This window comes from Cedecea davisae, assembly GCF_044095835.1.
GTDB classification, from domain to species: Bacteria; Pseudomonadota; Gammaproteobacteria; order Enterobacterales; family Enterobacteriaceae; genus Cedecea; species Cedecea davisae.
Genome location: NZ_CP172054.1, coordinates 2,412,376 through 2,435,029 on the forward strand (window position 1 = coordinate 2,412,376; position 22,654 = coordinate 2,435,029).

Here is a 22,654-nt window from a genome sequence, read left to right on the forward strand (position 1 = left end):
ACTCTTTATGCGCACGCTCACTTTTTTACTTAGCGGCTTTTTACTCTCCGCCGCCTGCTATTTGCTTATCAGATTGTTTACGCCCGTCTACCCACCCGCCCCGGTAATTATCGCCCGAGGCTTCGCCGTGCTGTGGTGCGCTATCGCCGCCGTCAATATGTTTTTTGGCGTAATTAAAGCGGGATACGGATGGGGTGAAGAAGCGGTTATTTTCATGATTATCTTCGCCCTGCCGGTTGTTCCCCTGCTGTGGGTCGCGGAGAGTTGATCAAGACACCAGCCCGCTAACAAAGTCCAGCAAAGCGCGGGTTTTGGCGGGAACGTGGTGACGTGAAGGATAGTATGCATACAGGGGGAAGCGGTGATCTGACCAAAACGGGAACAGCGGCTTCAGCCGCCCGGAAGCGATGTACTCCTCGCTCCCCAGTTCAAAAATTTGCGCCACGCCAAGCCCCGCAAGGCAGGTACTTAACACGGTTTCGGCATCGTTTACCGTGAGCCGTCCCTGGGGCTGGATCATCAGTTTTTCCCTGTTGCGATGAAACTCCCAGCGGAAAGGTTTTCCGGTTGTCGGTTCCCGGAACAGAATGCAGCGGTGGGCGTTTGTTTCCAGCTCCTGCGGCTCTTGCGGTGTGCCAAAACGGCGCAAATAATCAGGCGATGCCATAGCGATAACACGCGTTTCGAACAGTTTTCTGGCTATCAGCGAAGAAGACTGTGGGTGGCCGAAGCGAAGCGCCAGGTCGAAACCCTCAGAAATCAGGTCGCCCAGCTCATCACGGGTGCGTAGCTCAATCTCCAGCTCTGGGTGAGCATCCATCAACGCGCCCAGCCTCGGCCCAAGGATCTGGCTTGCAAACAGCGGATCGACGTTAACGCGCAGGCGGCCACGAATTTTTTGCGCATCGCCCGCTGCGCCGCCGGTCACTTCGGCAAGCTCGGCCAGAAGCGGCATCACCTGCTGGTAAAATTCCCGACCTTCATCGGTCAGGCGAACGGAGCGCGTAGTGCGCTCAAAAACCCGGATGCCCAACCTGGCCTCAAGCCGTGCAATCGCCCTGCTGACGCCGGATTGGGACATATCCAGCACTTCGGCAGCTGCACCAAAACTCAGCGTATCAACGACCGCCGCCATGACATCCACGCCTTCCAGCAGTTGGGAACTTAATACCCTCATTGATGCGCCTCAGTCATAAGTCTTATGTCTTTCATGCTATCGCATTCTGAACGTCGGAACCGCAAAATTCTCTCGTCATCTCGACCCGTTCACATTTTCAGGATGCTTTTATGCAATCAGGTACTTCCCATACCCATTCAGACGCACATCATCATGCGGGGAAAATCTCCCGCTCACGCAGTATCGCTGCGGTGCTGGCGCTTAGCCTCGGCTGTTTTTCATTTGTCAGTACCGAGCTGATGCCGGTCGGCGTGCTGCCCGGCATGGCCGCCGGGCTTAACGTTTCGCTTGGCGTTGCCGGTTATCTGGTAACAATTTTCGCCTTTATGGTGGCGTTAACCGCCGCCCCGCTCACCGGCCTTCTCGGGCACATTAACCGCAAGGCGCTGATGGCCGGGCTGCTGGCCGCCTGCTTTGCCGGTAACTTGATAACCTATCTGGCCGTAGATTACTTCGTGGTGTTTATTGGCCGCATTCTGGTAGCGGCAGCCATCGGCGTCTTCTGGTCTACCGCCGTTGTCACCGCGGTCCACTTGGTTGCATCGCGCAATGCGGTTAAAGCTACTTCGGTAGTGTTTGGGGGCGTTTCTCTGGCTACGGTGCTTGGCGTACCGGCAGGCACAATGCTGGGCGAGCTCTACGACTGGCGAGCGGTGTTTGCCGCGCTCTGCTTCCTCTGCCTGGTGGTGTTTACCCTTATTGTCTGGTCAGTTCCTGCGGTACGTATCGCAAAATCAGCAAAACGTGGGGCGATGTTAGCGGTATTTAAAAGCCGCGCTTTACTGGCCGTTTTTGGTATTACCGCGCTAGTTGTCACCGCTAATTTTCTCGCCTACACCTATATCACACCCTTTCTTGAGCAGATGGCCGGGCAAAGCGGAAGGCAAATCAGCATGTTGCTGCTGGTCTACGGAGCCGCCGGCGTGATAACTAATTTTGCCATTGGCCCCTTTGCCGCCCGCTCGCCTCGAACAAGCCTTGGCATCGTCGCGCTGTTGTTCGCGGCAAGTCTTGCCTGCCTGAATATGGCCGCTGCCAGCCATACGGCAATTTTTATTACTATCGCGTTTTGGGGAGCGGCATATGGCGCCCTGCCGGTGCTGCTGCAAACCCTGGTGTTTAAAGAGGCATCACGCCTGGAAGGCGGCGCGGATGCGGCAACATCAGTCAACGTGTCGGTGTTTAACGCCGCTATTGGCCTCGGTTCGCTGCTTGGCGGATTGATGATAAACCTTACCGGCATCCGCCCTATTCCTTACGTGGCCGCCGCTTTCGCGCTGGCCGGACTGCTGGCTGTAGTTATTAGCCGGGAAGGTAAACAGACATCGTAAAGGTTTAAATAATCAGCGTTTTGTTAAATCGCTACCCGGCAATCAGATGTTATATACGCCACTGTTTTCTTAATTGAGGATTTGCGATATGGATATCATCGGCATTTTTCGTTCCGCCCCTGTACCCAAAGTTTTGTCTGAGACTGAATCAAAAATATCAGCCTCTGCAAAAAATATGATGTTGGCTCTGAAAAGCGTTAAGAATGATGCAAATGCAAAGGGCATCAAAGTTGAGAGGATGTATGAAAAAACAGAGTCAAGCGCCAGGAAATTAATTAAAAACACTGCGAGAGGTGATATAAAAGCCGCATTAAAATATGTGAAGGTTTATGAGAAACGCTCTGGCAAATTATTTGAGAACATTGGCAATCCTTTTTATAAGGCAAATATCTCTGTCGCCGAGCGCGAACGTCTGTTTATCACTACGTCATTATATAAACTGCACTACAAAAATTAAATCTTAGTACCCGGCCAGGCACGGTTTTAACGCGCCTGGCTTGTCATTTTTTTGTCATTTCCACGTCAGCAGTTTGTTGGCCTTCGGCGGCTACATTGGCTCATGAACCCCTTTGTTGAACCCCGAGGATTGAACATGAAACTGCGTCATCTCTCTACCATCGCTTCCCTTGTCCTGGCCGCTCTTAGCGCCACCGCCGCACATGCCGACACGGCAACACCCCAGGAAGTGAAAAACATCGTTCTGGTACACGGCCTGTTTGCCGACGGCTCAAGCTGGGGCAAGGTCATCCCGCTTTTGCAGGCCAAAGGGCTGCACGTCACGGCGGTGCAGAACCCAACCACCTCTCTGGATAACGACGTAGCGGCGGTAAAACGCGCCCTCACGCAGCAAAATGGCCCGGTCATTCTGGTTGCCCATTCTTACGGCGGCATGGTCATCAGCCAGGCAGGCGACGAGCCGGAAGTGAAAGGCCTGGTTTATATTGCCGCCCGCGCCCCTGAGGCAGGGGAAGATTACCCGGCGCTCACTAAAAAATACCCAGCGGCTCCAGCTTCGGCGGGCCTGAAGTGGAATGACGACGGCTATGGCGCGTTGTCTGAATCAGCCTTTATTCACGATTTCGCTGGCGACCTGCCGGAGAAAGAAGCTGAGGCTTATTACGCGGTACAGCAGCCGATGGGCAAGGCAGTCACCATGGCAAAAACCACCGTTGCCGCGTGGCATGACAAACCAACATGGTACGCGGTGTCCACCGAAGACCGCACTATTAACCCGGATCTGGAACGTTTTATGGCTAAGCGCATGCATGCCCAAACCATCGAGCTGAAGTCCAGCCATGTGTCGCTGATTTCCCAGCCGGAAGCAGTCGCCAGCCTGATTATGAAAGCCGCACACGTACCGGGCTACTAAGTTATAATCTCGGGATTGGGACGGTCTCCACGCCCTTTTCTCTCCTTATTACGGGATTGCCGCCGCTTGAAAATCCTCATTATTGAAGACGAAGCTAAAACCGCAGCCTATCTGGTCAGCGGGCTTAATGAAGCGGGCTATACCGCCGACTGGGCCGCTAACGGGATCGATGGCCTGCACCTGGCGCGCGAATCGGCCTACGATCTTATTTTGCTCGACGTGATGCTGCCGGAAATGAACGGCTGGACGGTGATGGAGCGCCTGCGCGCACATAGCCAGACGCCGGTGCTGTTCCTCAGCGCACGAGGCACGCTGGAAGACCGCCTTCGCGGGCTGGGTCTGGGGGCCGACGAGTATCTGGTTAAACCCTTTTCATTTGCCGAACTGCTGGCAAGAATTCGCATTATTCTGCGCCGCGGTTTACCGGCCGCCGAGTCTGAAGAGGTGTTGTCACTTGCCGATTTAACGGTAGATGTGGCCAAGTTTCGCTGCGAACGCGCGGGCAAACGCATCACCCTGACCAATAAAGAATTTAAGCTGCTGGTCTGTTTCCTACAGCATCCGGGCCAGGTGCTGTCCCGCACGTTCCTGGCCTCCCGAGTCTGGGATATGAACTTCGATAGCGACACCAACGTGGTTGACGTGGCAGTACGCAGGCTGCGGCAAAAAGTGGACGATCCTTTCCCCCTGCGACTGATCCATACGGTTCACGGCGTGGGCTACCGCTGTGAGACAGAATCATGAGGCGTGCTTCTCTCACTTTTCGCCTTGCGGTGCTGCTGGCGGCTTTCTCTTTTGTTGCCTTCACCGTGATGGGCGGCGCGCTGTATTACGCGCTTCGCCAGCAGCTATCGATTCGTGACGATGCGGCGCTGGTTTCCCGCGTTGACCAGATTAGTACGCTGCTACGCGACCTTGATGCTCAGCAACTGATCCGTGAAAAGCCGCACCTGTTTGCCAATATGCTCGGGAATACCGAGTCGCTGCTGGTGGTTCGCTACGTTGGCGGCGCGACGTTATTAGAAGTGAACCCGATGCAGCGCGATATCCCGTCCGTGACTCCCGTACCCGCTAACCAGCGGCTGACGCTTGAGGCGGTGCATCATGCCAATACCCAGGACGGCACGCCGATGGTTTATATGGCGGCCGTTAGCCCGTCGGCCAATAATCTGCCGCCGCTGGAGATCCTGTCAGCCAGAGTGCTGGCCGACCGCACCCATATTCTCGAAGAGTATCGCAATAAAATTATTCTTTTTGCCTCGATGATGGCGGCGATCTCCGTGGTGCTGGCGGTGATTTTTGCACGGCGCGGCGTTTCGCCGCTGCGCAGGCTTGCCGAGCGAACGGCGCAGATCGGGACCGGAACGCTCTCCTCACGCCTGAACAAAGACGATCTCCCGCCCGAACTGGATACGCTTATCGACCAGTTTAATGCCATGCTTGCGCGGCTCGAGCGTGGATTCCAGCAGTTAAAACAGGTCAGCGCCGATATGGCTCACGATCTCCGAACGCCGATAACCACTCTGCTGGGGCAAACAGAAGTTGGCCTGGGAGCCGCGCGTGATAATGACTATTATCGGCGGCTGCTCGGCTCAAATTTTGAAGAGTTGCAGCGCATGTCGCGGATGATCGACAACATGCTGTTTCTGGCTCAGGCGGAACAGCCCGACCAGGAAATTGAGCGTGGTAATATCGACGTAAGCGACGAAATTGGCCGCATTTGCGAATACTTTGAAGATCTCGCCGCCGACCGGGAAGTGACGATTCAGACCCGCGGCAACGGGCTGGTGTACGCCGATGCTCTGCTGCTGCGCAGAGCGCTGGCCAACCTGCTTTCCAACGCGGTGCGCTACGCCAGCCCGGAAAGCCAGATTGAAATTAGCGCCACATCCACGGCAGAGGGAATGGAAATTCTTGTCACCAACCACGGGGAAACTATCACCCCATCACACCAGGAACGCATCTTCGACCGCTTTTACCGCGCCGACCCGTCCCGCAACGACTCGGCGCACTCCAGCGGCCTCGGTCTGTCTATCGTGAATTCGATCATGCTGCTACATCAGGGGCGCTGCTGGGTTGAAAGCCGTGACGGTGTCACTACTTTTGGCCTGCGGTTTCCCGACTCAAAACGGTAGCTATTTGCGCCGACGAAGCAGCTTAGCAGGCAGATAACGCTGGAGCGGCTGCGGCGATGCCCCCTCGATAAGCTGGCTAATCAGGTCATAGCAGTGGAAAGCGAGCTGGCGATTATCCTGCTGAATAGTATCGATGCGAACCGAGAGAGAGTCATACAGGTAATGGTCGTCGAAGCTTGCCAGATGGATGTCGCTGTCCAGCAAATTATGCTGACTCATATAGCGCAGCACCCCTTCAAGCAGGCCACATGCCGCGGTGAATAACGCTTTTGGCGGCCTGCCAAGCTGCGCGCAAAGCGCCGCAAACTGTTCATAACCCGAGCTGGGATGATAGTTGCCGTGAATTATCCATTCCGGGCGTAGCGTTACGCCCGCGCGGGCCAGCCCCTGAGTGAATCCCTCAAGGCGGTCGCGGGTTGGCGAGAGGCGCGGCTGCCCGCCAAGAAAATAGATTTCATCGCTATGCGCTCTGGCGATTGGCTCAATCAGGTCGGCGGTTGGCTGGATTGAGTCGGTGATAACCAGCGGCAGCGCGCTGTCGTTCATGTGGCGGTCAAACAGCACAACCGGCAGTTGCTCGCTCAGCTTATGGTAGTCCGCCGCCGTCAGCATACTGGAAGCAACAATCAGGCCGTCAACCTGGCGGGCAATCATATTACTGACCACCATGTTTTCCTGGCCGGGATTTTCATCAGTACAGGAGATTAGCAACTGCACGCCTGCCTCGCGGCACAGCATCTCAAGCTCGTGGGAGAAAACGGCAAAACCGTAGTTGGTTATCTCAGGCACCACCAGGCCAATGGTGTGGCTACGGTCGTCGCGCAGGGAACGCGCGTGAATGCTCGGCTGGTAATGTTGTTGCTGCGCAATAGTCATGACGCGTTCACGGGTTGCCTGAGCCACCCGCAGCTCCTTGCCTCGCCCATTTAATACCAGGCTGGCGGTAGCCTTTGAGACGCCCGCCAGTTCGGCAATATCTTTAATCGTGACGCGTTTGTTTTTTTTCACAGCGCAACCGTGGCAGTTAATCCAAACCGCTATTCTACCATGGCGGAACGCAGCGACCAGTAGCGCAACGTGACTTCAGACGCACCGTTGAAACAGACCCGTGATGGATGCTGCGGAAAATAGCGGTTACTCATCACGCCTTCACCCTGATTGATAAAAATTTCGACGCTGGAGCTGTCACAAAGAATTTGTAGAGATGAGACGGTTCCTTTCCAGTAGCGAGAAAGCCACTCGCCGGAAGCGAGGCTGCGTCGTTGCAGCGTCACCCCCTGCTCGTTGATGCTCAGCTTTAAAGCCCCGCCAAAATCCATATCCAGGCTCCCGCATATGTCTACCAGCAGCTCCAGCCGTAGCGCATCGAGGGACGGCGCTTCACCTGCAATACCTTGCCAAAACTGTTCTTCTTCACGTAGAGCCGCCAGCTCGGCGATGGGCCGCTGGTACAACTTACCGTTTTGCAGCGTAAGTTCTCTCAGGCAAGTCATCTGATGGATCCAGCCGTTGGCCAGCGTTGGCTGCAACATCTCCTCCCCGTCCGGCACGCCCATCCAGCCAACCAACAGGCGACGGCCGTCCGGTGCCTGCGCCGTTTGTGGCGCATAGAATTCAAAACCGGCATCTAATTCGTTTAGCTCCCCGTGCCTGAAGCTCGCGGTTGCGTAATCAAAGTCGCCGATTAAACAGGCCGCGGGGTAAACATTAAGAAAGCGCTCCGGCTCGCGGGCGATGCCCTGGGGGCAGCAGATCAATACATGCCTGCCGCCAAGCTCAAACAGGTCCGGGCATTCCCACATGTAACCCGCATCGTCGAGGCCGTTAATGCCGTTCCCGGCGATTTCCCCTTCAGACTCCCAGGCGTGCAGGTCAGGCGATGAGAAGAGTAACACTTTTCCCCGTTTGTCCTGGTCCTGCGCGCCCAGCACCATGTACCAGCGCCCGTTATGCTGCCACACTTTCGGGTCACGAACGTGGCCGGTATAGCCTTCGGGCAGGGCCAGCACCGGGCCAATTTTATCAAACTCACCGCGCTCATTTTCAACGGCCAGGCACTGCCAGGCGGTGCGTCCGCCGTCACCAAACTTTACGTTGCCGGTGTAGCAGAGCGTAAGCCTGCCCTGATTATCAACCGAGCTGCCGGAATAGCAGCCGTTGCGGTCGTAATCTTGACCCGGCATCAGCGCCAAAGGTTCGTGCCGCCAGTGCAGTAAATCAGCCGAGCTCCAGTGCCCCCAGCATTTGTATTTATGATCGGGGGCCAGCGGGTTCCACTGGTAAAACAGATGCCAGCGCCCGGAAAACCACACAAATCCGTTCGGGTCATTCATCAGCCCGGTTACCGGCGCGTGGTGCCAGCGCGGATAGTGCTCGTCCCGCAGCGCACGCGTTTGCCCTTTCATTACGGCCTGCAAAATGGCAGGCATGCTGGAGGATTGCGTCATTATTCAGAGTCCGTGTTGTACTTCAGCAGCAGTGAAATGATAAACGCCACGCCAAAGGCGATAGCCATCCCGATGATGTAGTTAAGCAGCGAGCTTGCCTGAACAATTGCCATACCGGGCAGCGCGGTTAAGCCAACCGCCGTCATATAAACGTGAACCGAAACGACCCAGGCTCCGCCCGCCGCACCGCCGATAAGCGCAGCAATAAACGGTTTAACAAAGCGCAGGTTGATGCCAAAGATAGCGGCTTCGGTTATTCCCAGCATCGCCGAAAACGCGGAAGGCAGCGTAATAGCCTTAATTTTTACGTCTTTGGTTTTAAACCAAACCGCCAGGCAGGCACCGCCCTGCGCTACGTTGGCCATTGCCCAGATAGGCAGCAGGAAGTTTACGCCAATAGATGGATTCCCCAGCAGACCCGCTTCGATAGCGTGGAAGCTATGGTGGATGCCAGTTATCACGATAACCGAGTAAAGCCCGCCGAACAGTAACCCTGCCAGCCAGCCCGCGTGAGCAATCAGAGTGCTGAGCACCAGAGAAATTCCGTCGCCAAGCGCTCGCCCGGCCGGACCAATAATCAATAGTGCGATAAAGCCGGAAATAATAACGGTGAGGAAAGGCGTCAGAATAAGATCCAGCGCGTCCGGAATCACGCGGCGCAGCTGTTTTTCAACAATACTCATAAACCACACCGCCAGCAGCACCGGGAACACCGTGCCCTGGTAGCCAATCATCGCCACTTCCAGCCCGAAGAAGTTCATGGTGTGGAACCCTGCGGCCACGCCCCAGGCGTTGGTTAACGCTGGATGGGTAAGAATACCGCCCAGGGTTGCCCCGAGATACGGGTTGCCGCCAAATTCCCTCGCGGCGGTAAAACCGATCAGGATCGGTAAGATAATAAATGCCGCTGAGCTGCACATATCCAGCATGATATACAGCGCATTTTCCGGGTTGGCCCAGCCGTAGGTTTTAACCATCCCCAGCAGCCCCATCAGCAAACCGGAGGCAACAATGGCCGGAATGATAGGCACAAAGATATTCGACAGCAGGCGCGCTATGCGTTGGAACGGGTTCAGTTTCTTAGCCGCAAGATTAGCCGCTTCGGATTTGCTGGATTCGGCAATACCGGCAGTTTCGATAAAGGCTGCATACACCTTATTCACTACCCCGGTACCAAAGATAATCTGCATCTGGCCGGCATTGCGGAAGCAGCCTTTTACCCCTTCTACTTTTCCTATTGCCTGCTGGTCGGCCAGTGAATCATCCACCAGAACCAGGCGCAGACGAGTGGCACAGTGGGCCGCGCTGCCGATATTCTCCTTGCCTCCCAAAAGCGGTAAAAGCTCGTGGGCAATTTTCTTGAAATCCATAGTAACCTCTAAAACTTTATTGTTATTAATCGACTCTCCCGCCGCAGCGGGAGGTAGATGGGTTAAAACCAGGTTTCCATCTGCACGCCAAAGTTCCATTCCCCACCGGCGTTAAAGCCGCTGCTGCCGAAGGCGTCGTTGCTGGCGTAGTTGTCCAGCTTGCTGCTCCAGTCCATCCAGGTGGCAAACAGGCGCAGCTCAGGGCGGCTGAAGAAATCCCCGATGCTGCCTGCTTTCAGGGTCGGTGCGAAGGTCAGCTTGTAGAAGCTGCCGTTAACCGCATTGCGCTCCTTATAGCCCTCGGGCTTTAAGTCCATATACTGATAGCTGCCTTCGAAAGCCAGGGCAAAGTTCTGGGTCACTTCTTTTATCAGGCGGGCATTCAGGGTTGCCCACTGATAGCTGTCGCCTTTCACGTAGCGGTCTTTACTGCTTTGCGCCAGCAGCGCCGGAGCGATATGCCACCCGTTACCGATTGGCGTTACGCCAAAGCTTGCAAACCGCCAGGTATTTGCCTCAGACAATAGCGCGCCGTCTGAGCCAATGCCTTTAACTTCGGCCCCAAGGCCATGCCCGTAAAGCAGCGCGGTTTTAGCCGTGCCGTCACGCAGCCCGTAGAAGCTTTCGTTATGCAGGCCAAGCAAAGTGTGCACGCCGTTATTAGCCGCCTCTTTCTGAATAAGTTCGCCGCTGGCGTCTTTGCGGTCGTCGTTATCTTTAGCGCGCAACCCGGTGACCATCAGCTGGAACGGTCCGGCAAAGTGATTCATGGTTAGCATGTAGTTTTGAACGGTATTGCCCGTATCTTCGAGACGGCCAAAGTTGCGGCCATACACAGCAAAGTTACTACGCAGGCTGTCGTTCCACTTCACGTCATACACACCGCCGCCGGTCCCGGCAAGAAACACCACGTCGGAGTCCAGCCAGTGGATATCGAAATTATCGCGGTCGAAGCGTTTACCCGCCCACCAGGTGCTGCCCTTCAGCGGCCCGTCCAGCCCCGGCAGGTTTCCCAACTCCGCAAAGGCCTGGCGAATATTGAGATCGCTCGAGTCCGCCGACCAGTCGTTATAGGTTTTTTGCCCGTCCGCCAGCATCGCCTTAAAGCGCGTGGTTGCGCCATTATCCAGCGTTTGGTGATGCTCAAGATTCAGCTCGACGTAAGTATCGGCCTCATTACCCAGGCGGCCAATTGCGCCGCCGGTTTCTCCCGCCGGAGTCAAATAAGGCCCGCTTTTACTACTGGAGGCAGAGTCGTTCATCAGCAGCCCGGAACGCGCATAGCCATGAAACTCAAAGCCGCTCGCCTTATCGGCCTTGCTTTCAAGCTTTGCGGTGCGCTGAGCAACCTCCTCTGTGGAAGCCTGGGTTTGCTGCTGCCGGGCTGCAAGCTGCTGCGCCTTTTTCTCCGCTACCGCAGCGCGGCTCTCTGCCGCCTGTGCCCTGCTTTCCGCATCCTGCAAACGCTGTTCCAGCGCGGCAAGACGGGATTCAATGGTGTTTAAGTCCGTAGTAGCCTGGGCGGAGGCCGTTCCAATAAGCAGCGCTATCATCACCGCCAGTTTGCTTTTCTGGTACATGTTTGTCGTTTCCCTGAGAGGCTGGTGCCATTTGTAATTTTGCTAAACCGGTTTAGTTAAAAAATCTTAACCAGGCATAAAGAGGCGGATCAATGAATTTTGCTAAACCGATTTAGTAAATGTGACAAACACGACAAACAGAATATATTTACAGCAGTTTCTCAACCTCTTCGCGGTGAGGAAGCGCCGTCATTGCGCCTTTGGCTGTGGTCGCCAGCGCGCCGCATAGCTGGGCAAGCTCAATGGTCTGCGCAAGCTGCCCGGTGTTTTCCGGCATTCCCCTGGCTGCCAGCGCGTTCAGCAACCCGCCCACGAATGCGTCGCCCGCCCCGGTGGTATCCACGCAAACCACCGGCCGGGCGGCGAAGTGATGAACTTCTCCCCGATAACTGGCCATTACGCCCTCTTTACCCAGGGTGACCAGCAGCAGTTCCGTGTTGTAGCGGCTCGCCAGCTTTTCAATGCCCGCCCGCAGGTCAGCCTGCCCGCTGATGAACACCAGTTCCTCTACGGACAGCTTAACCACGTCTGCCAGCAGCAGCGCGCGGGTGAGGCACGCCTGTAGCTCGGCGCTATCGTGCCAAAGATCGGGGCGAATATTGGGGTCGAAGCTGACTTTGCCCGCGGCCTTTTTTATCTGTTCCATTGCGCCAAAGGTGGTGGCCCTGCTCGGCTCCGCGCTCAGGGCTATAGAGCAGGTGTGCAGCCACTGGCCGCGTTTAAACGGCGGCAAATCGGCAGGTTCGAGGAAAAGATCGGCGCTCGGGCGGACCATAAAGGTGAAGCTACGCTCGCCTTGCTCATCGAGACTGACAACCACGGTTGAGGTGCGATGTTGTGCATCGGCATGCATAAACGTTGTATCGACCTTCTCACTCGCCAGCGTTTTCCTCATAAAACGACCGAAGGGATCGTCGCCCACGCGGCCAATAAATCCGCTGCTGCCGCCGAGGCGAGCAATACCCACCGCTACGTTAGCCGGTGCGCCACCGGGGCATTGTAATAATCTTCCGTTGCCGTCCGGCAGCAGGTCAACAACCGCATCGCCCAGCACCCAAACATGTGCGCTCATGGTTCCTCCATCTGTAAGCTAAATATTGCTAAACTGGTTTAGCTATTTAACCACACTCTGATTATGCTCAGAAACAAAATTCCTGATGATTTGGGGACTTGTGTAACCAAAGTTCTTGGACAGGCTGTGTCGGATGCGGTACCGCTGTGCCATAATATCGCGCGACAACTCACCGAATGAGCCTTACGGCAAGACATTACGTCGAAAAAAAGAGTATGCACATGGACATCAAACCAAAAAAACATCGCTCGCTTTATATCCCTTACGCCGGACCCGTTTTACTCGAATTCCCCCTACTCAACAAAGGCAGCGCTTTTAACATTGAAGAGCGCCGTAACTTCAACCTGCTCGGGCTGCTGCCTGCCGTTGTTGAAACCATTGAAGAGCAGGCCGAACGCGCCTGGATCCAATACCAGGGCTTCAAGACCGAAATTGATAAGCACATCTACCTGCGTAATATCCAGGACACTAACGAAACGCTGTTCTATCGCCTGGTAGAGAACCATCTCGAAGAGATGATGCCGGTGATTTACACCCCGACCGTTGGCGCGGCATGTGAGCGTTTCTCCGAGATTTATCGTCGCTCCCGCGGCGTGTTTATCAATTATGAAAATCGTCACCATATGGACGATATTCTGCAAAACGTGCCGAACCACAACATTAAAGTCATCGTGGTGACCGACGGCGAACGTATTCTTGGCCTGGGCGACCAGGGCATCGGCGGGATGGGTATTCCTATCGGCAAGCTGTCGCTCTACACCGCGTGCGGCGGCATTAGCCCGGCTTACACCCTGCCGGTCGTGCTGGACGTCGGCACTAACAACCAGCAGTTGCTCAACGACCCTCTGTATATGGGTTCTCGCCATCCTCGTATTACCGGCGACGAATATTACGAGTTCGTTGATGAGTTTATTCAGGCCGTGCGCCACCGCTGGCCGGATGTGCTGTTGCAGTTCGAAGATTTCGCGCAGAAAAACGCCATGCCGCTGCTGACTCGTTACCGGGATGAGATCTGCTCGTTTAACGATGATATTCAGGGCACCGCTGCGGTAACCGTTGGCACGCTGATCGCCGCCAGCCGCGCGGCAGGCAGCCAGCTTAATCAGCAGAAAATCGTGTTCCTTGGCGCAGGATCCGCAGGCTGCGGTATTGCCGAGCAAATCATCGCCCAGATGCAGCGTGAAGGTCTGAGCGAAGAAGCCGCCCGCAGCAATGTATTTATGGTTGACCGTTTTGGCCTGCTGACAGACAACATGCCTAACCTGCTGTCGTTCCAGACCAAACTGGTGCAAAACCGGGAGCATCTGTCTGACTGGGATCTCGAGAGCGAAGCAATTTCGCTGATGGATGTCGTGCGCAATGCTAAGCCGAATATTCTGATTGGCGTTTCCGGCCAGACCGGCCTGTTCACCGAAGAAATTATTCGTGAAATGCACAAGCACTGCCCGCGCCCTATCGTGATGCCGCTGTCTAACCCAACTTCACGCGTGGAAGCCACGCCACAGGACATCATTACCTGGACCGACGGCAATGCGCTGGTTGCAACCGGTAGCCCGTTTGCACCGGTTGTCTGGAAGGATAAAACCTTCCCAATCGCCCAGTGTAACAACGCCTACATCTTCCCAGGCATCGGCCTCGGGGTGATTGCTTCAGGCGCGTCACGCATTACCGATGAGATGCTGATGGCGGCGAGCGAATCGCTGGCGCAGCACTCTCCTCTGCTGCAAAACGGTGAAGGTATGGTGTTGCCTGAGCTGAAAGATATTCAGAAAGTATCTCGCGATATCGCCTTTGCGGTAGCGAAAATTGCCCAGCAGCAAGGCGTGGCGGTTGTCACCTCTGCCGAAGCGCTGAAGCAGGCAATTGACGATAACTTCTGGCTGCCGGAATACCGCGACTACCGCCGTACTTCGATTTAATCGGCAGTGAACTGCTAAAACCCGCCTTTCATTCCGGCGGGTTTTTTATTGGATGATTTTAACCGTAAAATATAAAATCTATTTAATACATGCTATTTTTTGGTCGAACAACAAACGATCCCAAAGATAATCAACACTAAAGTAATCATGTGATGTGCTTCCAGGCTATCGCCGAGGAACAATATTCCCATAAGACCGCCTGATACAGGGATCAGATGAGTATATATTTCACTTCGGGTTGTACCGATAAGCGCCACACCTTTGTTCCAAAAAACATATGAGAGCCAGGATGGAAATAAAATAAGATAGAATACTCCTATTATTAACAAGGGTGAAAAGCTAAATCTAATCATTTCAGGAGGGTCTACCAATGTGATTCTAACCAGAACTATTGGCACTAAAATAATTGTACCAATCAATGAACTAAAAGCCACAAATGAGGTGCTATTAACCTGTTTGTTTTTCAGCCTCAACAGGGCACAGTAAAATGCCCAACTTAATGCCGATATTATCGTCAGAACATCGCCCCAGCCGAATGCCTGCATATCTTTAGCATCCTCCCCCCCAGAAAAGGCAAGATATACAACACCAGTAGTACTGGCTAAGACACCGACTATATTTCGCCAGGAAATATTTTCATGAAAAATAAAATAGTTAATCAATAATACCATGCATGGAGTACAGGATATATAGATTGCTGCATTAAGTGAGGAGGTGTATTGAAGTCCTATATATAATGTTAAGGGAAAACTCACCTGGCCAAGAAATGAAAGCACGATATTGCCCCCGAGATTATCAGCCAGAACCGGCAGATCTTGTCGAAACGATCGCCAGTAAAAAGACAGCATCAATATCGTGGTCCCTCCCCAACGGACCAGGCTCAAGATATAGGGATCAATTTCCTGTACCAGCATATGGCCAACCACATAGTTACCGCCCCAGAAAATGGCCGCCAGAGTAAGTAATAAATACGCCATACACTCCCCTTTAATATATAATTATTTGCATTCCATTATTTTTAAATCAATCCTCTCAGGGTTAACAGTAACCAATCATAGTAACGTTCTGCGGTGCGTAATCTTAACAAGCTTCCGATATAGAACTCTTTTTTTGTTTCTGGATTTTTTTGTGCAATGATATCAATCACATTATAAAGCCAATCGTCTCCATGTTTTATATCTATCGTAATATGTTCAGTATAGTATTTTACATCACGGTCTATTAATCCGAGACGCAAACAGCCATTTACTAATTTCTCATACTGTGGAGGGTCAAGAACTTCTGTCATTGCCATAACACCCAATAATTTATAATAATGGTTGCGATTAACAGAACCCAGCATGAAAGCGTTATAACCGCAAAGTGCATCTACCCCATAAATATCAATGTAATGATTATCTGGCAAGACTATGTTTTGCCGTAACAGCACATCCTTATAGAGGTTCACATGTGTGAAGACTTTGTCTCCATTTCCTATTTCATCCCATAGATTTTCACTAATAGTCGCTCTGGTTTCCGGTTCAGAGCCAATAAGAGTATAGGCAACCAGATCAAAAAACACTAAATTGAGCGCACTATCACTTTTCAGGAAGTAATAAAGTTGTTTTTTTGATGCGTCATTTTCCAAAAAATCAAACAGGGGATGGTGAGAAGCATTGTGTCCATGCCATACCGTTTTTAAATAATCACCGAAACGTTGTGAATTATAAAGATCATCAGGAACAACAAGGTCTGAAAACTCGTTATCCAGCCAGGATTTTTCAATCCTTTTTTTCATATCTAACAACTCATGATCATCTTGCATAGATGCAGCTATTGATAACGGATTTGTCAGCCTGATTTGATAGATTAGAAACAATGCATGTTGTAGGATTTTTTGATCACTGAAAGAATTATATTCATAAGCACTTTCAAGTATACGATCGAACTCTTCTCTTTTTGAGAATGACTCATTCCCCTTGTTTATATAATTCAGTAACTCCTCGGTAAACCCATAACTATCATCAATAAATACCGCTTTAACTTCCTTTAGATCGAACATATTACTCTCCTTGTTATCTGAAGAGTTTATTATGAAACGTTCAAATAACCATTATTGCGAGATTGGTCACATGAATAAATATTTTTAACCAAAGCGTTAATTGCATGCAGATTTATTAACATGATATTAAAGAAATGGCTACAGAGTGAAAGCAACCCCTACTTACCAAATATTTGGCTTTCGGGGCTGAATTACAGCGCAGGCATGATTAATTTTTGCTTAGCGAGTAGCTCAGCAATATCGGATCGTCCGGCAGCTGGGTGAAGCGGGTAATGATTTGGTGATAATCCGCGGTCGGGTCGAGATCTTTTAACTGCTGCGGATAAAGATCTTTGGCGAGAATTTCCATGCCGATAATATTATACGGATGGTTATAGAAGTGGTGATAAACACCGTAAACCTTCCCTTCTTTCACCGGCTCAATGCTCTGGAAAGTCGGGCGTGCCAGCAGTTTATTAAGAGCGGCACTTACTTCCTGCTCGTTGCTGCCATAACCAAACGGCAACACGCTCGGGTTAGGACGCTTAGAGCCGGACATAATATAAACGTCCGGTTTCATGGCAATAATCTGCTCCATAGGCACAAAACCGGCGCTGCCAGGCAGCAGCGTGGAGCCAATGTTTTTACCGCCGACGGCCTCAACAAGCGCCCCCCAGCCGTTATGCCCGTGAGTGAAGCAGCAGTTTTCACTGTTCCCGGCTATAGGTTCAATGAATACCGTTGGTTTGTTTTCTACCCCGGCAGCAACCTTCTGAATATTAGTCAGATGCTGCTGATAAAAGTCAGCGTACTCTTTGGCGCGTTTTTCCTGGTTAAGCACCGTGCCTAACAGCGTCACGCTGCTGGCGGTGTTTTCCACAGGATGCAGTTCGTAATCAACGAATACCACAGGGATATTGAGTTTTTTCAGTGATTTTATAACGCCGGTCTGCTCGAGCGCAGGTTTAGCCCGCAATTGCGCAATCATCATGTCAGGCTGCTGCGCCAGCACGCTTTCAAGGTTTACTTCTCCCTGATCGCTAAAGCCCATATCGATAATTTTGCTCGCTTCCGGCCATTTACCCTTCAGCACATCCCAGGTCTGAGTGTCCTGTTTTTTCGGAAGGTTGTTCCACGCCACCACGCGTTTGAACGGGTCTTCCCTGTCCAGCAGCGCCAGCGAAAGAATATCGCGGCCATCCTGCAAAATAATGTGCTGTGGTTCTTTTTGGATAGTGATGCGCTGGTTATCCATATCGGTAACGGTGATGGGATAAGTCGTTGCGCCGCAGCCCGCCGAAGCCAGCAGTAACCCTGTCATAACAAAACTTGCTTTCATTGATGCTCTCCATGAGAAAGAGATTAGTTATTATTACTATTTATATTAATAAAGCCTTAACGCAGCCTCATCTGGCAAGTATTCAATGGTTTAATTTTATTACGTGACATCGTCACTTTTATATTACCCCCAAAACGTAAAGATAACTGTACACAGGCCGTAACCCTCATTTGACGCCCTAGTGCTTTTCCCTTACCCTGCGCGGCATAATTGCATACAACTATTCGTAAATTCAGAGGGAAGCGTGAAGAACAGGACTCTTGGCAGTGTTTTTATCGTGGCGGGAACCACAATTGGCGCAGGAATGCTGGCGATGCCGCTGGCGTCCGCCGGGGTGGGCTTCGGCGTCACCCTACTGATGCTCGCCGGCCTCTGGGGGCTGATGTGCTACACCGCGCTGCTGCTGGTTGAAGTCTACCAGCACGTCTCCGCCGACACCGGTCTGGGCACCCTCGCCCGGCGTTATCTTGGCCGCCCGGGGCAGTGGCTCACCGGATTTAGCATGCTGTTCCTGATGTACGCCCTCACCGCCGCCTACATCAGCGGCGCAGGTGAACTGCTGGCCGCGAGCCTCAGCCAGTGGCTTTCAACCTCCATTTCGGCTACTTCAGGCGTGCTGCTGTTTACCGTGGTTGCCGGGGCTATTGTCTGTATCGGCACGCACATGGTGGATATGTTTAACCGTGTGCTCTTTACTGCAAAAATTGTCCTGCTGGTCGTGATGCTGACGCTGATGATGCCGCACATTCATCACACCAACCTGTTAACTCTGCCGATTGAAAAGGGGCTGGCGCTTTCCGCTATTCCGGTTATTTTCACTTCGTTCGGCTTCCACGGCAGCGTGCCGAGCATCGTCAGCTACATGAATGGCAACATCCGCAAGCTGCGCTGGGTGTTTATCGTCGGCAGCGCCATTCCGCTGGTGGCCTATATTTTCTGGCAGCTTGCTACCCTTGGTGCGATTGATTCCGCCACTTTTACCGGGCTGATGGCCGAGCACTCGGGTCTAAATGGTTTCCTGCAGGTTGTGCGCCAGGTTGTGGCTACGCCGCACGTTGAGCTGGCGGTGCATCTGTTTGCCGATTTCGCGCTGGCAACCTCTTTCCTCGGGGTTTCTCTGGGGCTGTTTGACTACCTTGGGGATTTATTTGCCCGCAACCGCAAAGCCTCAGGCCGCCTGCAAACCGGGTTGATGACATTCCTCCCGCCGCTGGTGTTCGCCCTGTTCTACCCTCAGGGCTTTGTGATGGCGCTCGGCTATGCTGGCGTGGCGCTGGCGGTGCTCGCCCTACTGGTGCCGTCCATGCTGGTGTGGCAGAGCCGTAAACAGCACGCGGATGCAAAATGGCGCGTGGCGGGCGGCAAGCCTTTACTGGCCCTGGTCTTTGCCTGCGGTATCGCGGTTATTGTTATTCAGTTCCTGATTACCGTCGGCCTGCTGCCGGAAGTCGGCTAACCCTGCTTTCTCACCGCGAGGTATTCTCCTCGCGGTTCCCTGAATCCTTCGCAGCATTTCCCTCTTAACTATCAGGATTTTGTATATAAAACCAGTACTTATGTAAGCAGAGTTAATATTGTAAATGCTAATTATTGTCATTATCATCTCAATTCCCATTATAAAATCGCTTCAGCATCGACAATAAACATCATGACTCGCATTCCATTTGGTTCTACTTTCGTTCGCCAGGCGCTGTTAAATTCAAAATTACTCATTCTTTCAACATTCATCATCGGCGGGCAGGCCCATGCCGCCGACAAGCCGAAGGAAGACACGTTAACGGTGGTGGCAAACACCAACCCGGACGGTTCCCCGACAAGCTATACCCAGGATGAATCTTCCATTGCCTCGCGCAGCAAAACGCCGCGCAGCGAAATTCCGCAGTCCGTCAGCGTGGTTACGCCTCAGGTTATTGATGACTACGATGTCACTTCGGTGAATGACGCCATGAAGTTCGTCAGCGGCGTGACCCAGAGCAACACGCTGGGCGGCATAGAAGACGGCTTTGTCAAACGCGGCTTTGGCTCTAATAGCGACGGCTCGGTGTTTATCGACGGTGTGCGAAGCAATCAGGGGCTGGCGATGGACTCCAGCATCGACCACGTTGAAGTCCTGAAAGGCTCAGCCTCTCTGCTGTACGGCATTCTTAACCCAGGCGGCGTTATCAACCTGGTCAGCAAGAAACCGCAGTACAGCTGGAACACCCACGTCAGCGGCACCAGCAGCAGCAACGGCGGGGGCTCCGGTATGGTTGACGTTACCGGGCCGCTCGGCAATGGTTTTGCCTTCCGCCTGGTGGCGGAGCGCCAGCACGAAGATTACTGGCGTAACTTCGGCAGCGACGAGCACACGCTGATCGCCCCTTCCCTGAGCTGGTACGGGGACAAAGCCTCGTTCAATATCAGCTACGTGGAGTACAAGTTCGATATTCCGTATGACCGCGGTACCGCATTCATCAACGGCAAACCGCTCGATATTCCCTACAACCGCCGCATCGACGATTACGCGAACCACGCCTGGGGCAAGAACAAACGCCTGACAACCAACTATTCGTACAAGCTGGACGACACATGGGAAACCAACCTCAACTACGCATGGATGCAGCGCCGCTACGACAGCAACGAAGTTCGCGCCACCGCGGTCGATCCTAAATCCGGGATTGTTTCCCGCCGGGCCGACGCCAACCGGGGCTTTAACCACCAGACCGATTACGCTTCCTGGGACATCAGCGGCAGCCCGGAACTGCTGGGTATGACGCACGACATCACCCTCGGCGCGGACTACGAGCAGAACGAAACCTACAAGAAGTATTCGTACCGCGGCAAGGTGTCGAAAACCTTCAATATGAACAGCCCGGTTTACGGGGAAGCGCCGATCGTTGGCAGCAGCACATACAATGACTCCAACAGCAACCTGCGCACCAATCTCTATAGCCGCTCGCTGTTTACCAAAGACAGCATCCATCTGACCGACCAGTGGATTGCGGTGCTCGGCGGCCGCCTCCAGCGCTACACTCAAACCTCAAGTTCGGGTTGGGTAAAACCTCAAACTACCCTCGAGGACAGAGGCAATGCCTTCCTGCCTCAACTGGGCCTGGTGTACAAAGTCATACCTGATGTGTCGCTTTACGGTAGCTACAGCAAGTCGTTCACCCCTTCGACGCAGACCGATGATAACGGCAATGTGGCCTCAACCGAGAAAGGCACCACCTGGGAAGTTGGCGCGAAGTGGCAGATGATGCCGCATCTGAGCAGCAGCCTGGCGCTTTATCGCATCGACGAGAAAGATATGTCGGTGTTTATTAACGGCGTCACTCGTAACATTCCAAAAGCCCGCTCCACCGGCGCAGAACTTGAGCTGAACGGTGAAATTGCACAGGACTGGAACCTGACGGCCAACTACAGCTACGACAAAACCGAGATCGTCGAAGATAACGTTAACCCAATCAACGTCGGCAATCGCCTGGTGAATGCCCCAACGACTATGGGCGGCCTTTATCTCAGCCACACCCTGCGCTTCTCCTGGTTGCCGGGTGAACTGCGTCTGGGCGGCGGCGGACGTTATGTGGGAAGCCGTGCGGGCGATCCGGAAAACAGCTTCACCATGCCTTCCTATACCGTGGCCGATGCGTTTATCGCGTGGGACAGCAAGCTTATTGGCAAAAACACCGAGCTGAAACTGAACGTAAAAAACCTGTTTGACCGGGAATATTACGAATCAAGCGCCGGTAACCTGCGCGTGATTGAAGGTGAACCTCGCACCGTATACCTGTCCGCAAGCGTGGATTTCTGAGATGAAAAAGTCGCTGTTACTTGCGGCCCTGCTGGCACTCAGTGCCGGCATTCAGGCCAAAACCATAACCGATATTCTCCAGCGTAAAGTCGAAGTGCCGGACAATCCGCAGCGTCTGGTGGTCGGCGAAAGCCGCATGATCTATACCCTGGCGCTAGTTGAGGACGGCAACCCGGCTAAACGCATCGTCGGCTGGCCTGCGGATTTAAAGCGCCTCGACCCGCAGACATGGAACCGCTATAGCGCGGCGTTCCCGCAAATTAAAGATATTCCGATCATTGGCAATAATAACTTCTCGCAGATAAGCGTTGAGAAAGTTATCGCCCTGCGTCCGGATCTGGTCATCCTCCCGATTTATGCCAAAAAGGAGAGCAACCACGACAGCTTCCTCGCCCAGCTGACTCAGGCGCATATTCCGGTCATTTATGTGGATTTCCGCGTCGATCAGTTAAATAACACAGCTCCGAGCCTGCGCATTCTTGGCGAGGCGCTGAATGACGAGGTGAAAGCGCAGAAGTTTATCGCCTTCTATCAGCGGCATATGGATAAAATTGCCAAACGCTTAGCCGATGCCAAACCGGTAAAGCCAACGGTGATGCTCCAACTGCACCTTGGCGATAAAAGCGACTGCTGTACTACCGTCGGGCGCGGCAATCTGGCCGACCTGCTGGCCTTTGCCGGAGGCGACAATATTGCGGCAAGCCACTTCCCCGGCGTCTACGGCAAAATCGCCCCTGAAGCCTTGCTCGCCGCGAAACCTGATATTTATATTGCCACCGGTAGCGCCGGACCACAGCAGGACGGCAGGTTACAGCTTGGCTCCGAAGTGACGGCGGCTCAGGCGCAGCAAAGTTTTACTCAGGTCGTTGGGCAGCAGAAGATTATTTCCGGCCTGAGCGCGATTGAGAACGGCAATGCATGGGCGATGTGGCACAATTTTTATCTCTCACCGTGGCACCTGCTGGATGTGGAGTTCTTCGCCAAAACCTTCCATCCGCAGCTGTTCGAAGATATGGATCCGCAGCAAACTCTCGATGAGATGAATCGCGAGTTTATGACGGTGAAAGAAACCGGAACCTACTGGACAAAGCTGAAATAATCCTCC

General features: G+C 53.3%; 19 protein-coding genes. 10 read left to right on the plus strand and 9 right to left on the minus strand.

The genetic code is table 11. The annotated features are described in order from the left end of the window. Positions 1-7 precede the first annotated feature (7 nt). Positions 8-268 (plus strand): hypothetical protein, encoded by a 261-nt coding sequence (locus ACG1VR_RS11705; protein WP_395491012.1) that lies wholly within the window; start codon positions 8-10, stop codon positions 266-268. Here ACG1VR_RS11705 and ACG1VR_RS11710 read toward each other — a convergent pair whose 3' ends face one another. Then, positions 269-1,177 (minus strand): LysR substrate-binding domain-containing protein, encoded by a 909-nt coding sequence (locus tag ACG1VR_RS11710; RefSeq protein ID WP_395491013.1) that lies wholly within the window; start codon positions 1,175-1,177, stop codon positions 269-271. Between the two features lie 110 nt (positions 1,178-1,287). Here ACG1VR_RS11710 and ACG1VR_RS11715 point away from each other — a divergent pair, with 110 nt between their 5' ends. The 5 genes from ACG1VR_RS11715 to ACG1VR_RS11735 all read left to right on the plus strand — a co-directional run bounded on the left by ACG1VR_RS11715 (position 1,288) and on the right by ACG1VR_RS11735 (position 6,012). Further along, positions 1,288-2,508: an MFS transporter gene (locus tag ACG1VR_RS11715; protein ID WP_395491014.1), complete on the plus strand. Its 1,221-nt coding sequence runs from the start codon at positions 1,288-1,290 to the stop codon at positions 2,506-2,508. A gap of 88 nt (positions 2,509-2,596) precedes the next feature. Further along, positions 2,597-2,965, plus strand: a complete 369-nt coding sequence (locus tag ACG1VR_RS11720) for a hypothetical protein (protein ID WP_395491015.1) — start codon at positions 2,597-2,599, stop codon at positions 2,963-2,965. 135 nt (positions 2,966-3,100) lie between these two features. Further along, a complete protein-coding gene (locus ACG1VR_RS11725) occupies positions 3,101-3,877 on the plus strand; it encodes an alpha/beta hydrolase (protein WP_395491016.1) in 777 nt (258 codons plus the stop codon). Between the two features lie 66 nt (positions 3,878-3,943). Continuing rightward, entirely contained in the window at positions 3,944-4,621 is a 678-nt protein-coding gene (locus ACG1VR_RS11730; RefSeq protein WP_016536462.1) for a heavy metal response regulator transcription factor, read from the plus strand. Further along, the gene (locus ACG1VR_RS11735; RefSeq protein ID WP_172569961.1) at positions 4,618-6,012 is read left to right on the plus strand and encodes a heavy metal sensor histidine kinase; all 1,395 of its coding nucleotides are present in this window, start codon (positions 4,618-4,620) and stop codon (positions 6,010-6,012) included. The genes ACG1VR_RS11730 and ACG1VR_RS11735 overlap by 4 nt, the downstream gene beginning before the upstream one ends. Here the strand turns inward: ACG1VR_RS11735 and ACG1VR_RS11740 are convergent, their stop codons facing one another. The 5 genes from ACG1VR_RS11740 to ACG1VR_RS11760 all read right to left on the minus strand — a co-directional run bounded on the left by ACG1VR_RS11740 (position 6,013) and on the right by ACG1VR_RS11760 (position 12,481). Then, complete coding sequence (locus ACG1VR_RS11740) at positions 6,013-7,020, minus strand: LacI family DNA-binding transcriptional regulator (protein WP_016536460.1); 1,008 nt, start codon at positions 7,018-7,020, stop codon at positions 6,013-6,015. 29 nt (positions 7,021-7,049) lie between these two features. Further along, positions 7,050-8,459, minus strand: coding sequence for a sucrose-6-phosphate hydrolase (locus tag ACG1VR_RS11745; RefSeq protein ID WP_395491017.1), 1,410 nt, complete (start codon positions 8,457-8,459; stop codon positions 7,050-7,052). After that, entirely contained in the window at positions 8,459-9,829 is a 1,371-nt protein-coding gene (locus ACG1VR_RS11750; protein ID WP_039898232.1) for a sucrose-specific PTS transporter subunit IIBC, read from the minus strand. Before ACG1VR_RS11750 ends, ACG1VR_RS11745 begins: the two co-directional genes overlap by 1 nt. Positions 9,830-9,891: 62 nt before the next feature. Next, positions 9,892-11,409, minus strand: a complete 1,518-nt coding sequence (locus tag ACG1VR_RS11755) for a carbohydrate porin (RefSeq protein ID WP_016536457.1) — start codon at positions 11,407-11,409, stop codon at positions 9,892-9,894. A 148-nt stretch (positions 11,410-11,557) separates the two neighbouring features. Beyond that, entirely contained in the window at positions 11,558-12,481 is a 924-nt protein-coding gene (locus ACG1VR_RS11760; RefSeq protein WP_172569965.1) for an aminoimidazole riboside kinase, read from the minus strand. Between the two features lie 221 nt (positions 12,482-12,702). Between ACG1VR_RS11760 and ACG1VR_RS11765 the strand changes: the two genes are divergently transcribed. Beyond that, a complete protein-coding gene (locus tag ACG1VR_RS11765) occupies positions 12,703-14,400 on the plus strand; it encodes an NAD-dependent malic enzyme (RefSeq protein WP_395491018.1) in 1,698 nt (565 codons plus the stop codon). A 92-nt stretch (positions 14,401-14,492) separates the two neighbouring features. On the opposite strand, the gene ACG1VR_RS11770 is transcribed toward ACG1VR_RS11765, so the two are convergent. The 3 genes from ACG1VR_RS11770 to ACG1VR_RS11780 all read right to left on the minus strand — a co-directional run bounded on the left by ACG1VR_RS11770 (position 14,493) and on the right by ACG1VR_RS11780 (position 17,759). Beyond that, the gene (locus ACG1VR_RS11770) at positions 14,493-15,377 is read right to left on the minus strand and encodes a DMT family transporter (protein ID WP_395491019.1); all 885 of its coding nucleotides are present in this window, start codon (positions 15,375-15,377) and stop codon (positions 14,493-14,495) included. A 41-nt stretch (positions 15,378-15,418) separates the two neighbouring features. Next, positions 15,419-16,441 carry an iron-containing redox enzyme family protein gene (locus ACG1VR_RS11775; RefSeq protein WP_395491020.1) on the minus strand — a complete coding sequence of 341 codons (1,023 nt, stop codon included), beginning with the start codon at positions 16,439-16,441 and terminating at the stop codon, positions 15,419-15,421. 208 nt (positions 16,442-16,649) lie between these two features. After that, a complete protein-coding gene (locus ACG1VR_RS11780; RefSeq protein WP_395491021.1) occupies positions 16,650-17,759 on the minus strand; it encodes an ABC transporter substrate-binding protein in 1,110 nt (369 codons plus the stop codon). Between the two features lie 244 nt (positions 17,760-18,003). On the opposite strand from ACG1VR_RS11780, the gene tyrP reads away from it, so the two are divergent. From tyrP to ACG1VR_RS11795, 3 genes are all read left to right on the plus strand, one after another. Then, a complete protein-coding gene (gene tyrP / locus ACG1VR_RS11785; RefSeq protein WP_172569968.1) occupies positions 18,004-19,215 on the plus strand; it encodes a tyrosine transporter TyrP in 1,212 nt (403 codons plus the stop codon). Between the two features lie 192 nt (positions 19,216-19,407). Further along, a complete protein-coding gene (locus ACG1VR_RS11790) occupies positions 19,408-21,549 on the plus strand; it encodes a TonB-dependent siderophore receptor (RefSeq protein WP_395491022.1) in 2,142 nt (713 codons plus the stop codon). 1 nt (position 21,550) lies between these two features. Further along, positions 21,551-22,648, plus strand: a complete 1,098-nt coding sequence (locus tag ACG1VR_RS11795) for an ABC transporter substrate-binding protein (protein ID WP_395491023.1) — start codon at positions 21,551-21,553, stop codon at positions 22,646-22,648. Positions 22,649-22,654: the final 6 nt, after the last annotated feature.